Annotated in this window: 11 protein-coding genes; 6 read left to right on the top strand and 5 right to left on the bottom strand. The window is 61.5% G+C overall.

Translation table 11 applies throughout. From position 1 onward, the window contains the following. Window positions 1–35: 35 nt before the first annotated feature. The 5 genes from AC19YS_RS14090 to tpx all read right to left on the bottom strand — a co-directional run bounded on the left by AC19YS_RS14090 (window position 36) and on the right by tpx (window position 9738). A complete protein-coding gene (locus AC19YS_RS14090) occupies window positions 36–1505 on the bottom strand; it encodes an efflux transporter outer membrane subunit (protein WP_106577889.1) in 1470 nt (489 codons plus the stop codon). After that, complete coding sequence (locus tag AC19YS_RS14085; protein WP_119741899.1) at window positions 1502–4609, bottom strand: efflux RND transporter permease subunit; 3108 nt, start codon at window positions 4607–4609, stop codon at window positions 1502–1504. Before AC19YS_RS14085 ends, AC19YS_RS14090 begins: the two co-directional genes overlap by 4 nt. Next, on the bottom strand, window positions 4606–7707 hold the full coding sequence (locus tag AC19YS_RS14080) for an MdtB/MuxB family multidrug efflux RND transporter permease subunit (RefSeq protein ID WP_106577887.1): 3102 nt from the start codon (window positions 7705–7707) through the stop codon (window positions 4606–4608). The genes AC19YS_RS14085 and AC19YS_RS14080 overlap by 4 nt, the downstream gene beginning before the upstream one ends. Continuing rightward, on the bottom strand, window positions 7704–9008 hold the full coding sequence (locus AC19YS_RS14075) for an MdtA/MuxA family multidrug efflux RND transporter periplasmic adaptor subunit (protein WP_200624836.1): 1305 nt from the start codon (window positions 9006–9008) through the stop codon (window positions 7704–7706). Before AC19YS_RS14075 ends, AC19YS_RS14080 begins: the two co-directional genes overlap by 4 nt. Before the next feature lie 229 nt (window positions 9009–9237). After that, on the bottom strand, window positions 9238–9738 hold the full coding sequence (gene tpx, locus AC19YS_RS14070) for a thiol peroxidase (protein WP_200624835.1): 501 nt from the start codon (window positions 9736–9738) through the stop codon (window positions 9238–9240). 171 nt (window positions 9739–9909) lie between these two features. On the opposite strand from tpx, the gene AC19YS_RS14065 reads away from it, so the two are divergent. The 6 genes from AC19YS_RS14065 to AC19YS_RS14040 all read left to right on the top strand — a co-directional run bounded on the left by AC19YS_RS14065 (window position 9910) and on the right by AC19YS_RS14040 (window position 16795). After that, window positions 9910–11199 carry a glycosyltransferase gene (locus tag AC19YS_RS14065; RefSeq protein WP_200624834.1) on the top strand — a complete coding sequence of 430 codons (1290 nt, stop codon included), beginning with the start codon at window positions 9910–9912 and terminating at the stop codon, window positions 11197–11199. A 72-nt stretch (window positions 11200–11271) separates the two neighbouring features. Beyond that, window positions 11272–12177 carry an AraC family transcriptional regulator gene (locus tag AC19YS_RS14060; protein WP_106577883.1) on the top strand — a complete coding sequence of 302 codons (906 nt, stop codon included), beginning with the start codon at window positions 11272–11274 and terminating at the stop codon, window positions 12175–12177. Between the two features lie 217 nt (window positions 12178–12394). Beyond that, window positions 12395–13678 (top strand): ABC transporter substrate-binding protein, encoded by a 1284-nt coding sequence (locus AC19YS_RS14055; RefSeq protein WP_371924143.1) that lies wholly within the window; start codon window positions 12395–12397, stop codon window positions 13676–13678. A 208-nt stretch (window positions 13679–13886) separates the two neighbouring features. Further along, on the top strand, window positions 13887–14813 hold the full coding sequence (locus AC19YS_RS14050) for a carbohydrate ABC transporter permease (RefSeq protein WP_106577881.1): 927 nt from the start codon (window positions 13887–13889) through the stop codon (window positions 14811–14813). A gap of 10 nt (window positions 14814–14823) precedes the next feature. Continuing rightward, entirely contained in the window at window positions 14824–15654 is an 831-nt protein-coding gene (locus AC19YS_RS14045) for a carbohydrate ABC transporter permease (protein WP_016968929.1), read from the top strand. Window positions 15655–15691: 37 nt separating this feature from the next. After that, window positions 15692–16795, top strand: coding sequence for an ABC transporter ATP-binding protein (locus tag AC19YS_RS14040; protein WP_179607644.1), 1104 nt, complete (start codon window positions 15692–15694; stop codon window positions 16793–16795). Window positions 16796–16802: the final 7 nt, after the last annotated feature.

Genomic DNA, 16802 nt, shown 5'->3' with positions numbered 1-16802 from the left:
CCACCTGCAGATGGCAGCAACGGACAGTTGCTCAATCACTCCTTGAACGCTACCTGCCCATCCCATCCACCGCCCAGCGCCGCAATCAACTGCACACTGGCCACCAACCGCGTCTGCAACAACGTCAGTACAGTCCGCTCATTGCTCAGGGCCGTAGCCTGCACCGTGACGACATCCAGATACGCAATCAACCCGGCCTTGTACTGATTCTGCGTCAACCGCAGCGATTCGCGCGCAGCTTCCAGCGCTTCATTGCTGACGACCGCCTCGTCCTCCAGCACCTTCAACTGCACCATGTAGTTTTCCACCTCGCGAAAACCATCCAGCACCGTCTGGCGATACTTGGCTACCGTCTCGTCATACGAGGCCACGCTGCGATCAACCTCCGCCGAACGCTGCCCACCGTCGAACAACGTCATCGCCAACTTCGGCCCCACCGACCAAAAGCGGTTCGGCAAGCTGATCCAGTCGGCGTAGGTGCTGCTGGAATAGCCGCCCGCCAGACTCAAGGTCAAATCCGGATAATAAGCCGCCTTGGCCACACCGATATTTGCGTTTGCAGCGATCACCGCGCGCTCAGCCGAGGCAATGTCCGGACGGCGCTCCAACAGTTGCGACGGCAGGCTCACGGGAATCTGCGGCAACGCTGGAATATCTTTGCTCACCGCCAGGTTGAAGTTGGCCGGTGCCTCGCCGATCAACACCGCGATGGCGTTTTCCAACTGGGCCCGCTGCCAGATCAAGTCGATCAGGCTGGCCTGGGTGGTCTTGAGCTGAGTTTGCGCCTGAGCGATCGCATCCTTGCCGGACACACCGGCGCGGTATTGGTTTTCGGTCATTTGCAGCGAACGCTGATACGTGTCCAGCGTGGCTTGCAACAACCGCGTCTGTTCATCCATGACACGCAGTTGCAAGTAGTCCTGCACCAGCTCCGATTGCTGGCTCAAGCGCATCGCCGCCAAATCCGCCGAGCTGGCCTCGGCCGTGGCTTCATTAGCTTCCAGACCGCGACGCAATTTGCCCCACACATCTGCTTCCCAACTCACGCCCAGTTGCGCGTTGAGGGTGTCGCGGATACCGCTGCTGGAACTGCTCAGGCTGGCGTTACTGCTGCCGGTGCCCTGGCTCGCGCGGGTTTTTCCGGCACTCAGGTCCACCGTTGGAAAGAACGCACCGCGCGCGCTGCGCACCTGGGCCTGGGCCTGACGGAAACGCGCTTCGGCCTGGGCCACGGTCTGGTTGGCGTTGTTCAGGCGCGTCACCAGGTCATTCAGCTGGCGGTCGCCGTACAGCTCCCACCAGGCGCCCCGCGCCAGCGAATCGCTGGGCGTGGCCTGGCTCCAGCCCTGGGCTTCTTTGAACTGCACCGGCTCGATGACATCCGGGCGTTTGTAGTCAGGCCCGATGGCGCAAGCGCTGAGCAATGCGCCGCACAGCAGGAGGCTGGCAACGCGCAAACCACGGGGCATGCTCATGGCCAATTGGGTCAAGGTTGAATCGCTCATAGCGCAGTGTCCAAGGCAGCATCGGTACGCACGCCGCGCCAGGCGTTGAAGCGATGGCGCGCGCGGTCAAGATAGAGGTAAACCACCGGGGTGGTGTAAAGGGTCAGGATCTGGCTGAACACCAGGCCGCCGATAATCGTCAGGCCCAGCGGCTGGCGCATTTCCGCGCCATCGCCGGAGCCGAGCAGCAATGGCAAGGCGCCGAGGATGGCGGCCAGCGTGGTCATCAGGATCGGGCGCAGGCGCAACAGGCAGGCACTGCGGATCGATTCCAACGGGCTCATGCCGTCATGGCGCTCCAACTGCAGGGCCAGGTCGATCATCAGGATCGCGTTCTTCTTCACCACCCCGATCAACAGGAACAACCCCAGCAATGAGATCAGGCTGAACTCGCCGCCCAGCAAGTAGATCGAGAGCAACGCGCCGACACCGGCCGACGGCAAGGTCGAGAGGATGGTGAGCGGGTGAATGTAGCTTTCATACAGAATGCCCAACACCAGATAAACCGCCACCAGCGCGCCGAGGATCATGAACGGCTGGCCCTTCTGGGTCGCCGCAAACGCGTCGGCGGTGCCGGCCATCTTGGCGATCACGTCTTCGGGCAGGCCGACCTTGGCAATCGCGCGCTCGATGGCGGCCGTGCCCTGCTCCACCGTTACCCCGGGCGACATATCAAACGCGATGTTTTCCGAGGCGAACTGGCCTTCATGGCTGACCCGGTCGTCGGCCAGGCTGTTCTCGTAATGGGCAATGGTCGATAACGGCACCCGCGCACCGGTGGAGGTGATCACCTGCATCTGGTTCAGGGTGATCGGGTCCTGGGCGTATTTCGGGTTGACCTCCATCACCACCTGGTACTGGTTGAGGCTGTCGTAGATGGTGGAAATCTGCCGTTGGCTGTAGGCATTGTTCAGCACCGCCGTGACCATGCTCATGTCGATGCCCAAGCGCTTGGCCTGGTCACGGTCGACCACCAGCGTTACCTGCGCTGCTCCACGGCCTTCACGGGCGTCGATGGCGGTCAGCTCCGGCAGCTCTCGCAACGCGGCGACCACTTTCGGGTACCACAGGCGCAACGCGGCCAGGTCACCACTTTGCAGGATGTAGGAATACTGCGCGCTGGTCTGGTCGCGACTGCCGCCAAATTGCAGGTCCTGGTCGGCCATCAGGAACAAGCGCCCGCCCGGCACCAGCGGTACTTCCTTGCGAATACGCTCGATCACCGCCTGGGCCGAGATCTTGCGCTCGGCGATAGGCTTGAGGCGCACCAGCATCACCGCGTTGTTGGTGCCGTTGTTGCCGCCGATAAAGCCGGCCACGCTGAGCACTGCCGGGTCCTTGAGGACCGCCTTGCGAAAGGTCTCCATCTTCGGCTGCATCACGTTGAACGACAGCCCGTCGTCGCCGCGCACAAAGCCGATCAACTGACCGGTGTCCTGCTGCGGCATAAAGGTTTTCGGCACCACCACGTACAGCGCGATGTTCACGCCCACGGTAAGCAACAGGCTCAGCAGGGTCAGGCGTCGGTGACGCAGTACCCAGTCCAGGCTGGTGGCATACACCGCCACCATGCGCTCGTTGATCCTGTGGCTCCAGCGCTGCAAACCGCTCATATGCCCTTTGATGTGCGGTTTGAGCCAACGCGCGCAGAGCATCGGGGTCAAGGTCAGCGAGACGATCAGCGAGACGATGATCGCCGCCGACAAGGTGATGGAGAACTCACGGAACAGGTTGGTGACGATACCGCCCATAAACAGGATGGACAGGAACACCGCCACCAGCGACACGTTCATCGACAACAAGGTGAAGCCGACTTCCTGCGCGCCCAGATACGCCGCCTTCATCGGCGGCACGCCGTCGTCGATGTGCCGGGAAATGTTCTCCAGCACCACGATGGCATCGTCCACCACCAGGCCCGTGGCCAGAATCAGCGCCATCAGCGAGAAGTTGTTCAGCGAGAAGCCGAACAGGTACATCACCGCAAAGGTGCCCACCAACGACACCGGCACCGCCAGGGTCGGGATCAACGAAGCACGGAAATTGCCCAGGAACAGGTACACCACCAGCACCACCAGGGCCACGGCAATCAGCAAGGTCATCTCGGCTTCATGCAGGGTCGCGGTGATCACCGGGGAACGGTCCATGGCCAGGTTGAGCTTGACGCTGGACGGCAACACCGCCTGCAACGCCGGCAGCTGGGCCTTGATCTGCCGAACCGTCTCGATGATGTTGGCGCCGGACTGGCGGTTGATCACCAGCAGCACCGCCGAATCATTGTTGAAAAAGCCGCTGTTGTAGCGGTCTTCAACGCCGTCGCTGATTTTTGCCACGTCGCCCAGGCGCAAGGCCGCGCCGTTCTGGTAGCGAATCAGCAGCGGCTCGTAATCCTTGGCCTTTTCCAGTTGGTCGTTGGCCTGGATCTGCCAGTTGCGCTCGCTGTCTTCCAGCGAGCCCTTGGGCCGGCGCTGGTTGGCATTGGCGATGGTGTTGCGCACGTCATCCAGGGCCACGCCGTACTGGTCGAGGGCCTTGGGTTCCAGCTCGATGCGCACCGCCGGCAGGGAGCTGCCGCCGATCTGCACTTCACCCACACCCGGCACCTGCGACAGGCTTTGCGAAAGAATGGTCGAGGCCAGGTCGTACAACTCGCCCTTTTGCAGCACGTCGGAGGTCAGCGACAGCACCATGATCGGCGCCTGGGACGGGTTGATCTTCTTGTAGGTCGGCATGCTGCGCATACCGCTGGGCAGCAGGTTGCGCGAGGCGTTGATGGCCGCCTGCACTTCGCGCGCCGCGCCGTTGATATCCCGGTCGGAGTCAAAGGCGAGGATTACCCGCGTCGAGCCCTGGCTCGACGAACTGCTCATGGTGGTGATGCCGGCAATCGCGCCGAACGAGCGCTCCAGCGGCGTGGCGACGGTGGACGCCATCACCTCGGGGCTGGCCCCGGGCAAACTGGCCGAGACCACGATCACCGGGAAGTCGATCTGCGGCAACGGCGACACCGGCAGCAAGTTGAAGCTGACGCCGCCGAGCAACATGATCGCCAGGCTCAGCAGCATGGTCGCTACCGGCCGGCGAATGAACGGTCCGGACAGGTTCATGACTCAACCGGCTCCAGGCTTTGCGGCTCTTTGCGCCAGCGGCGGCCAAGGCGGTCGAAGTACAGGTAGATCACCGGCGTGGTGAACAGGGTCAATACCTGGCTCACCAGCAAGCCGCCGACCATCACCAGGCCCAGGGGCTGGCGCAGCTCGGCGCCGGAGCCGGTGGCGAGCATCAACGGCACCGCACCGAACAGGGCGGCCAGGGTGGTCATCAGGATCGGCCTGAAACGCAGCAGCGCCGCCTGGTAGATCGCGGTCTGCGGGTCCAGGCCCTGGTTACGCTCGGCGTCGAGGGCGAAGTCGATCATCATGATCGCGTTCTTTTTCACGATACCGATCAGCAGGATGATGCCGATGATCGCGATCATGCCCAGGTCATTGCCGCTGAGCAGCAATGCCAGCAAGGCCCCCACCGCTGCCGACGGCAAGGTCGAGAGGATAGTGATCGGGTGGATGTAGCTCTCGTAGAGCACGCCCAGCACGATGTACATGGTGACCACCGCCGCCAGGATCAGCAGCAAGGTGCTCGACAGCGACGCTTCGAAGGCCTGGGCCGCGCCCTGGAACTGGGTCTGCACCCCCACTGGCATGCCAATGTCTTTCTGGGTCTGGTTGATCAGCTCCACACCTTTGCCCAGCGCGACGCCGGGGGCCAGGTTGAACGACATCATCACCGCCGGGAACTGGCCGATGTGCGCGATCGCCAACTGCGCCTGGCGCTGCTCCACGTGGGCCAGGCTCGACAGGCGCACCTGGCCGCCGTCGGCGGTCTTCACGTGGATCTGGTTCAGCGCCGCCGGGCCGAGGGTTTCACCGGATTGGGCCTGCAAGACCACGCGGTACTGGCTGGCCTGCGTATAAATGGTGGAAATCTGCCGCTGGCCGAAGGCGTCGTACAGTGCGTCGGTGATGGTCGATACGCTGACGCCCAGGCGCGAAGCGGCGTCGCGGTCGATCACCAGGAACACCTGCAGGCCTTTGTCCTGCAGGTCGCTGGCGACGTCGGTAAGCTCCGGCAACTGGCTGAGGGCGTGTACCAGCTTGTCGCTCCACAGCGCCAGCAGGTCGGCGTCGGGCGACGACATGCTGAATTGGTACTGGGTGCGGCTGACGCGGTCTTCGATCGTCAGGTCCTGCACCGGCTGCATGAACAGGCGAATGCCCACCAGCTTGTCGATTTCCGGCTGCAGCCGTGTGATCACCTGGGCCGCACTCAAGTCGCGCTGGCCGTGCGCCTTGAGGTTGATCAACAGGCGCCCGCTGTTGAGGGTGGCGTTATCGCCATCCACACCAATATAGGACGACAGGCTTTCCACCGCTGGATCAGCCAGGATCACCTTGGCCAGCTCTTGCTGGCGCTGGCTCATCGCGGCAAACGAAATCGACTGCGGCGCTTCCGAAATACCCTGGATGACCCCGGTGTCCTGCACCGGGAAGAAGCCCTTGGGCACCACCAGGTACAGCACCACCGTCAGGCCCAGGGTGGCGATGGCCACCAGCAAGGTCAGCGGCTGGTGCCTGAGCACCCACTGCAACTTGCGCCCGTAGGCTTCGATCAGCCAGTCGATCCAGGCGCCGCTGGCCTTGTAGAAACGGCCCTGTTCTTCTTCCTTGGGTTCGCGCTTGAGCAGCCGCGCGCACATCATCGGCGTCAGCGTCAGCGAGACCACCAGGGAAATCAGGATCGCCACCGCCAGGGTGATCGCGAACTCGCGGAACAGCCGCCCCACCACGTCAGCCATGAACAACAGCGGGATCAACACCGCGATCAGCGACAGGGTCAGGGAAATCAGGGTGAAGCCGATCTGCTTGGCGCCCTTGAGCGCAGCATTGAGCGGCGTCTCGCCCTCCTCGATATAGCGCGAGATGTTCTCCAGCATCACGATGGCATCGTCCACCACAAAACCGGTGGCGATGGTCAGGGCCATCAGCGTGAGGTTGTTGACGGAGAAGCCCGCCAGGTACATCACGCCAAAGGTGCCGATCAGCGACAGCGGCACGGCGATGGACGGAATGATCGTGGCGCTGACACGGCGTAAAAACAGAAACGTCACCATCACCACCAAGGCAATGGCGATCAGCAATTCATGTTGCACATCGGTGACCGAGGCGCGGATGGTCTGGGTACGGTCGGTGAGCACCGTCACGTCCAGGCCGGCCGGCAGGTTGTCGGTGATGCTCGGCAGCAACGCCTTGATACGGTCGACGACCTCAATCACGTTGGCGCCCGGCTGGCGCTGGATATTCAGCAGCACGGCCTGGTTTTCGTTGGCCCAGGCGGCAAGGCGCTCGTTTTCGGCGCCGTCGACGATCTGTGCCACATCCTTGAGGCGCAGGGGTGCGCCATTGTTGTAGGCCAGGATCAATTCGGCGTATTGCTGGGGCGAGACCAACTGGTCGTTGGCGTCCAGCATTGACACCCGCGTCGGGCCGTCGAAGTTGCCTTTAGGCTGGTTGACGTTGGACGCGGCGATCAGCGTGCGCACGTCCGACAGGTTCAAGCCATTGGCGGCCAGGGCCTCGGGGTTGACCTTGATGCGCACGGCCTGGCGTTGGCCGCCGGCGATGCTGACCATGCCGACGCCACTGATCTGGGCAATCTTTTGCGCCATGCGCGTATCCACCAAGTCGTTGAGCTTGGGCAGCAGCATGGTCTTGGAGGTAATCGCCAGGGTCAGCACCGGGGTGTCCGCGGGGTTGACCTTGTTGTACACCGGCGGTGCCGGCAAATCCTTGGGCAGCAGGTTGGTCGCGGCGTTGATGGCGGCCTGCACCTGTTGCTCGGCGACATCCATATTGATGTCGAGGTTGAAACGCAAGGTCAGCACCGACGCACCGCCCGAGCTGGTGGACGCCATTTGGGTCAGGCCGGGCATTTGCCCGAACTGGCGCTCAAGCGGCGCGGTGACGGCGCTGGTCATCACATCGGGGCTGGCGCCGGGGTACAGGGTCATCACCCGGATGGTCGGGTAATCCACCTGGGGCAAGGCCGACACCGGCAGCAAGCGATAGGAAATGATGCCGGCCAGGACAATGGCCAGCATGCTCAGCGTGGTGGCAACCGGGCGAAGGATAAACAGCCGCGACAGGTTCATGAACCGACCTTTTGCGCCTTGCCGGCGTTAGCGCCGGTCTCCCCTTTTGCCGCAGGCTTGCCTTGCAGGTGCTCGGTCGGGGTGGTCGGCACATCGCTGCTGTCGTTGACCACTTCGATTTCGCTGCCATCCTTCAAGCGGTCGGTGCCTTCCATCACCACACGGTCGCCGGCCGCCAGGCCTTCCTTGATCACGGTGTTGTCGCCATCGGTATCGCCGACCACCAGTGGCTGGACCTTGACCTTCTTGTCGCCGTCGAGCTTGTAGACGAAGGTGCCGTTGTTGCCAAACTGAATCGCGGCAGACGGCGCCAGCACCACGTTGTGCAGGGTGTCGGCGAGCAGGTGCACGTTGACGAACTGGTTGGGGAACAGCGCCTGGTCCTTGTTATCGAAACGGCCCTTGAATTTCAGGGTACCGGTGGTCACGTCGATCTGGTTGTCCAGGCTTTGCAGCACACCCACGGCCTGTTTTTTGGCGTCGCCACGGTCCCAGGCCTCCACCGGCAGCTTGTTGCCGGCGTGGTAACGGGCAAGGACGGTGTCCAGGGTGTTTTCCGGCAGGGTGAAGACCACACTGATCGGCTGCGTCTGGGTGATCACCGCCAGGAAGGTCGTGTCGTTGGCCGCCACCAGGTTGCCCACGTCGACCTGGCGCAAGCCCACACGGCCACCGATAGGCGCGCGGATCTTGGTGAATTCGAGGTTGAGCTTGGCGTCGTCCACTGCGCCCTGATTGGTCTTGACCGTGCCCTGATATTGCAGGACCAGCGCTTCGGCGGTGTCCAGGGTCTGCTTGGCGATACTGTCCTGGGCATACAGGTCGCGGTAACGCTGGACATCAACCTGGGCGTTTTTCAACTGCGCCTGGTTCTGCAACAGCGTGCCCTGGGCCTGCAGCAAGGCATTCTGGTAGCTGCGCGGGTCGATTTCCGCCAGCAGGTCGCCAGCCTTGACCATCTGCCCTTCTTCAAAGGCAATCTTCACCAGCTCACCGCCCACCCGGCTGCGTACGTTAATGGTATTGAGCGCGGTGACCGTGCCCAATGCCTTGTAGTACACCGGGAACTCACCCAGCACCGCCGGCGCCACGCGCACGGGAATCGGGCCGGTGGAACCCCCGAAGCCCGGGCGCATCATCCCCGACTTGCCGGCATGCCCGGCCGGTTTTTTCTCGCCGGCATCCTTGTGGCTGCCGGGCCAGAACTTCCAGCACAGGACGGCGATAACCAGCAGCACGGGCAGGCCGAACAGCCAGCGGCGGGAGTTGCGGGGGGAGGATTGCATGGAGTGATCAACCATTGGGCGCGAGAGCTTCTACTTTGGGAGGCTGAAAGATAAGCACTGAGGCGCATTAAGAAAAGCGCCTTTACCGGCTATTTACCTTGGATTACAACTTTTAACTTCTGGCCTTAGTTTATGGGCTATTTAGCTAAGCCGCTGACTCTAAATGAAAACGGCCTGGACTAGGCCAGGCCGCAATCATCTATCAAGCGTGTTACTGCGAAAAGACAGTAATGCGCTGAAACAGTTACTTCAAAACAGCCAGGGCGGCTTCGTAGTTCGGCTCTTGGCCGATTTCGCTGACCAACTCGCTGTGCAGCACGTTGTTGTTTTCGTCCAGTACCACAACGGCACGGGCGGTCAGGCCGCGCAGCGCGCCTTCGACAATCGACACACCGTAGTCAACGGCGAAGCCCGGGTCGCGGAAATCCGACAGGTTCTTCACGTTTTCCAGGCCTTCAGTGCCGCAGAAACGGGCCTGGGCAAACGGCAGATCGCTGGAAATGCACAGCACCACGGCATTGTTCAGGTCGTTGGCCTGAGCGTTGAACTTGCGTACCGAAGTGGCGCAGGTTGGGGTGTCAACACTTGGGAAGATGTTGAGTACTTTGCGCTTGCCGGCGAATGTGGCCAGGGATGCGTCCGACAGGTCGCCGGCAGTCAGGATGAAATCGGGGGCCTGGGTACCGGTTTGCGGCAGCTCGCCTTCAACCTTGATTGGGTTACCACGATGGGTGACTTGAGCCATGAAGAGAATCCTTATGCTGGGTTTATTGAAACGAATTCGAGACGCAGAAGTTAACCACAAACGGGCGAAGCTACCTATGGCCGGGCGTAAATTGTCATGCGGGCGCCCGCTTAACAACGGCTATGGTTTAATTGCGCGCTTTTCGCCCGCCCTTCAAGGAATCCGTTGTTGATGAATCAGCCCGCCACCAAAGTCCTGGTCATTGGTTATGTCTGGCCGGAACCACGCTCCTCGGCCGCCGGCGGGCACATGATGCAGATATTGCAGAGCTTCCTGGACCAGGGCTGGGACATCACGTTCAGCAGCCCGGCAACCGTGGGCGAGCACAAGGCCGACTTGCCGGCGCTGGGCATCACCGAATGCGCCATCGAACTCAATAACAGCAGTTTCGATGATTTTATTCGCGAGCTGGCCCCGGATATCGTGGTATTCGACCGTTTCATGATGGAAGAGCAATTCGGCTGGCGCGTGGAGAAATGCTGCCCCAACGCCCTGCGCGTGCTGGAAACGTCCGATTTGCAAAGCCTGCGTGACGCTCGCCACCAGCGTTTCAAGGACCACCTCAAGGCCCACCCCGAGAGCGATGACTTCAGTGCGCTGTTCAATCCAGCGTTAAAGGAAGAATTCCGGCGGATGGCCGACACCGACCTGGCCAAGCGCGAAATCGCGGCGATTTACCGCTGTGATATCAGCCTGGTGATCTCCGACGTGGAAATCCGCCTGCTCACCGAACAGTTCAAAGTGCCCGCCGCCCTGCTCCACGGGTGCCCGTTGATGCTGGAACCGCCGACCGAACCCTTCGCACCGTTCGAGGACCGCGCGCACTTCCTGAGCATTGGCAATTTCCGCCATGCGCCCAACTGGGATGCGGTGTTATGGATGAAGAGCAGCCTGTGGCCGCTGATCCGTCAGCAATTACCAGGCGCGCAGTTACATATCTACGGTTCCTACACCCCGCCCAAGGCCACGGCATTGCACAACCCGGCGCAGGGGTTTCATGTGATGAACTGGGCCGAAGACGCCCTGCAAGTCATGAGCGCCGCGCGTATCTGCCTGGCACCGCTGCGCTTCGGCGCCGGGATCAAGGGCAAGCTGATGGACGCAATGCTCTGCGGCACGCCGAATGTCACCACGCCCATCGGTGCCGAGGGCATGGGTGATGAGCAACCGTGGCCGGGTGCGATCGAACACAGCGCGCCGGCACTGGCTGCCGCCGCCGTGGCGCTGTACCAGGACCGCGAACGGTGGACCCAGGCCCAGGAGGATGGCCGCCGCCTGCTTGCCCGCCGCTACGACCAGGCCCTGCACGGCCCGGCGCTGGTGCAATGCCTGGAGCAGTGCCGCCTCCGGCTCGCGGCCCATCGCCGGGACAACTTCACCGGCAGCATGCTGCGCCACCATGCGCATAAAAGTACGCAGTACATGTCCCAGTGGATCGAGGCCAAAAACCGCAGCGTCTAACCATCGAGGCTGGCGAGGTCGCGCGCAAGGGGGCATTATCCCTGGCAGCAACCACAATAAAGCGACGGCAGCATGACCCGAGCAACGCGAATCACCGACCCTTCCTACGAGCTGATGGACGATCACAACGGTCTGTCCATCATCTATCGCCAGCACGGCTTCCCGTGCCCGCTGGTGCGCTGGCATTTCCACAAGGAATACGAGCTGCACTTGATTGTCGCCAGCTCCGGCAAGGTGTTTATCGGCGATTACATCGGCAATTTTTATCCGGAAAGCCTGTTCCTCACCGGCCCCAACCTGCCCCACAACTGGATCAGCCAGGTGGAGGAAGACGAGGTCGTGCCCAAGCGCGACATGCTGGTCAACTTTACCGATGAGCTGTTCGAGGGCGGCAGTCAGATCTTTACCGAGCTCAAGAGCCTCGCGCCGTTGCTTGAGCGCGCGCAATACGGCATCGAGTTCCGCTGCAAAAAAACCATCGCCCAGGCCATGACGTTGATGCAGCGCATCGAAGACGCCCAGGGCATGGCGCGCCTGGGGCACTTTTTTATCTTGCTGGAAGTGCTGAGTGCGTGTGAGCACTACCAATTATTGTCTGGCGTGACCACGCCGCAACTGGCGGATGAGCACAGCATCGACCGCACCAACCGCGCGGTGGACTACATTTTCGCCCACTACGCCCGCGAGTTATCGCTGGAGGAAGTCGCGGAATACCTGGGGATGAAGCCGACGTATTTTTCCCGCGTATTCAAACAGGCCACGGGGCGCACGTTTATCGAGTTCGTAAACCGGTTGCGCATCAGCAAGTCCTGCGAATTGCTGGCAGACGGCGATAAAGCCGTGACCGACGTGTGCTTCGAGTCGGGTTTCAACAACATCTCCAACTTCAATCGGCGCTTTCAGCAGCTCAAGGGCATGACGCCCTCCCACTACCGGCGCCTGGCGGTGCAGCGGCTGACGGAACAAAACCTGGCTTAACTGTTTCAGCAACCTGGCTGATGAGTGCAAAAAAGTATCAGTCCAAGTGCGCCCAAGGATTTGTCATAACCCCATTTGAAGGCTGTAATCAACGCACACTCTTCCTGACTGTTCGTAGGAAGACACAACAACAATAACTGTCCTTCTGTAGCCCCTGGGCGCAGAAATGGAGTGCGCGATGAAGTTCACAGCAAAAACGCTGCTTGCCTGTTCTTGCATGACTGTATGCATGACCCTCAGCGCCGTCAGTTTTGGCGCGCAAACCCTGACCATTGCCACCGTCAACAACAGCGACATGATCCGCATGCAAAAACTCTCGAAGACCTTCGAGACCGAGCATCCGGACATCAAGTTGAACTGGGTGGTGCTCGAAGAAAACGTGCTGCGCCAACGCCTGACCACCGACATCGCCACCCAGGGCGGACAGTTCGACGTGTTGACCATTGGCATGTACGAAGCCGCACTCTGGGGCGCCAAGGGCTGGCTGGAGCCGATGAAAGATCTGCCGGCATCCTACGACCTCGACGATGTTTTCCCTTCAGTGCGTGACGGTTTGTCCGTCAAGGGCTCGCTGTACGCCCTGCCGTTCTACGCCGAAAGCTCAATCACCTACTACCGCACCGACCTGTTCAAGGACGCCGGGCTGACCATGCCCGAGCACCCGACCTGGACCCAGATCGGCGAATTCGCGGCCAAACTCACCGACAAGACCAAAGAGCAGTACGGCCTGTGCCTGCGCGGCAAAGCCGGTTGGGGTGAGAACATGGCGCTGATCACGACCCTGGCCAACGGCTACGGCGCGCGCTGGTTCGATGAGAAGTGGCAACCCGAATTCAACGGTCCCGAGTGGAAGGACGCGCTGAACTTCTACGTCGACAACATGAAGAAATCCGGCCCGCCGGGTGCATCCAGCAACGGTTTCAACGAAAACCTGGCGCTGTTCAACAGCGGCAAGTGCGCGATTTGGGTCGATGCCAGCGTGGCCGGCTCGTTTGTCACCGACAAGACTCAGAGCAAGGTCTCCGATCACGTGGGCTTCACCTTTGCCCCGCACGAGACGACCGACAAGGGCACGTCGTGGCTGTACTCCTGGAGCCTGGCGATTCCCACCAGCTCCAAAGCCAAGGACGCGGCCAAGGTCTTCACCAGTTGGGCAACGTCCAAGGAATACAGCCAGCTCGTGGCCAAGACCGACGGCATTGCCAACGTACCGCCAGGCACGCGCAAGTCGACCTACAGCGACGAATACATGAAGGCCGCGCCGTTTGCCAAGGTAACGCTGGAATCGCTGAAAGTCGCCGACCCGACCAAACCGACCCTCAAGCCGGTGCCGTATATCGGCATCCAGTTGGTGACCATTCCTGAATTCCAGGCCATTGGTACCCAGGTCGGCAAGTTCTTCTCGGGCGCGCTGACCGGTCAGCAAACGGTGGATCAAGCCTTGACCGCCGCGCAGACCACCACCGAGCGTGAAATGAAGCGGGCGGGCTATCCCAAATAAGCCGGGTTCATCCCTGTCAATGTGGGAACGGCTTTATGTAGGCGCTGCTTTCATGTGGGAGCTGGCTTGCCTGCGATACAGACACCTCGGTCTTTGTGTTTAAACCGAGTTGATGCCATCGCAGGCAAGCCAGCTCCCACACAAGCCAGCGCCCACATTGACCGCGCTTCGACTCTAGTTTTGCATGTACCTGACTGGTTCTGATCCTATGAATACCACCACTGCCAAAGTGCAAACCGCCGCGCCTGAAAAGCCGCGCAAAAGCCGCCTGGCCAACCCCGGCTGGTTCCTTGTCAGCCCCTCGGTGGCCTTGCTGCTGCTGTGGATGATCGTGCCGCTGGGCATGACCCTGTACTTTTCGCTGATCCGCTACAACCTGCTCTACCCCGGCGAAAACCAATTCGTGGGCCTGGAAAACTTCACCTACTTCATCACCGATTCGGGCTTCCTGCCCGGCGCCACCAATACCTTGCTGCTGGTGGGCAGCGTGCTGTTGATCAGCGTGGTGTTCGGCGTGTTGATCAGCGCCCTGCTCGAGGCCAGTGAGTTTTTCGGCCGTGGCGTGGTGCGGGTGATGTTGATTTCACCGTTCTTCATCATGCCCACCGTCGGTGCGCTGATCTGGAAGAACCTGATTTTTCACCCGGTGTCGGGGATTCTCGCCGCCGTGTGGAAGCTGTTCGGTGCCGAGCCCGTGGACTGGCTGGCACACTACCCGTTGCTGTCGATCATCATCATCGTGTCGTGGCAATGGCTGCCCTTCGCCATCCTGCTGCTGATGACCGCCATGCAGTCCCTGGACCAGGAACAAAAGGAAGCCGCACGCCTGGACGGTGCCGGCGCCATCGCGATCTTCTGGCACCTGACCCTGCCCCACCTGGCGCGCCCGATTGCCGTGGTGGTGATGATCGAAACCATCTTCCTGCTCTCGGTGTTTGCCGAAATCTTCACCACCACCAACGGTGGTCCGGGTTACGCCTCGACCAACCTCGCCTACCTGATCTACAACCAGGCGCTGGTGCAGTTCGACGTGGGCATGGCCTCGGCCGGCGGCTTGATTGCCGTGGTCATCGCTAACATCGCGGCGATCATCCTGGTGCGGATGATCGGCAAAAACCTGACTGACAAGCCTTGAGGGCCGCGCCATGACGCTTCAACAATCCCGCCGCCTGCAAAGCCTGTTGCTCGGCACCCTGGCCTGGGCCATCGCGATCCTGATTTTCTTCCCGATCTTCTGGATGGTGCTGACCAGCTTCAAGACCGAAATCGACGCGTTCGCCACCCCGCCGCAGTTCATCTTCACGCCGACGCTGGAGAATTACCTGCACATCAACGAGCGCAGCAACTACTTCGCCTACGCCTGGAACTCAGTGGTGATTTCGTTCAGCGCCACGGCCTTGTGCCTGCTGATTTCGGTACCGGCCGCCTACTCCATGGCGTTCTACGAAACCCAGCGCACCAAGGGCACGCTGCTGTGGATGCTGTCCACCAAGATGCTGCCGCCGGTGGGCGTGCTGATGCCGATCTACCTGCTGGCCAAGAGCTTTGGCCTGCTGGACACGCGCATCGCGCTGATCATCATCTACACCCTGATCAACCTGCCGATTGTGGTGTGGATGGTTTACACCTACTTCAAAGACATCCCCAAGGACATCCTCGAAGCCGCGCGCCTGGATGGCGCCACGCTGTGGCAGGAAATGGTCCGCGTGCTGCTGCCGATTGCCAAGGGCGGCCTGGCTTCCACGGTATTGCTGTCGCTGATCCTGTGCTGGAACGAGGCGTTCTGGTCGTTGAACCTGACCTCCTCGAATGCCGCACCGCTGACCGCGCTGATCGCCTCCTACTCCAGCCCCGAAGGCTTGTTCTGGGCCAAATTGTCCGCCGTGTCGACCCTGGCCTGTGCGCCGATCCTGATTTTCGGCTGGATCAGCCAGAAACAGCTGGTGCGCGGGTTGTCCTTCGGCGCCGTCAAGTAACGGTTTCTTATAAAAATTCCAAGTGGAGGCCCATCCCATGGCCAACCTGAAAATCAAGAATCTGCAAAAAGGCTTTGAAGGCTTTTCCATCATCAAGGGCATCGACCTGGAAGTGAACGACAAGGAATTCGTGGTGTTCGTTGGCCCGTCGGGCTGCGGCAAATCCACCCTGCTGCGCCTGATTGCCGGCCTTGAAGAAGTCACCGAAGGCACCATCGAACTGGATGGCCGCGACATCACCGAAGTCACCCCGGCCAAGCGCGACCTGGCGATGGTGTTCCAGACCTACGCGCTGTACCCGCACATGAGCGTGCGCAAGAACATGTCGTTTGCCCTGGACCTGGCCGGCGTCGACAAGAAGCTGGTGGAAAGCAAGGTCAGCGAAGCGGCGCGCATTCTCGAGCTCGGCCCGCTGCTGGAGCGCAAGCCCAAACAGTTGTCCGGCGGCCAGCGTCAGCGTGTGGCCATCGGCCGCGCGATTGTGCGTAACCCGAAGATCTTCCTGTTCGATGAACCGCTGTCCAACCTCGACGCCGCCCTGCGCGTGCAGATGCGCCTGGAACTGGCGCGCCTGCATAAAGAGCTGCAGGCGACCATGATTTACGTGACCCACGACCAGGTCGAAGCCATGACCCTGGCCGACAAAGTGGTGGTGCTCAACAGCGGCCGCATTGAACAGGTCGGCTCGCCGCTGGAGCTGTACCACCAGCCGGCCAACCTGTTTGTGGCAGGCTTTCTGGGCACGCCGAAAATGGGCTTTCTCAAGGGCAAAGTCACCCGGGTCGAAGGCCAGGGCTGCGAGGTGCAACTGGACGCCGGCACCACCATCAGCCTGCCATTGAGCGGCGCCACCCTGAGCGTCGGCAGCGCGGTGACCTTGGGCATTCGTCCGGAGCATCTGGAAATCGCCTCGCCCGGCCAAACCACGCTGACCGTCACCGCCGATGTCGGCGAACGCCTGGGCAGCGACACCTTCTGCCACGTGATCACCGCCAACGGCGAGCCGCTGACCATGCGGATTCGTGGCGACATGGCCAGCCAGTATGGCGAGACCCTGCAGCTGCACCTGGACCCGGCGCACTGCCATCTGTTCGACACCGACGGCGTGGCCGTGGCCCGTCCACTGCGCGCTGCCGCCTGATTTCGCG

This window comes from Pseudomonas sp. MF08831 (genome assembly GCF_059862645.1).
This window is presented reverse-complemented; position numbering and strand designations above follow the sequence as displayed.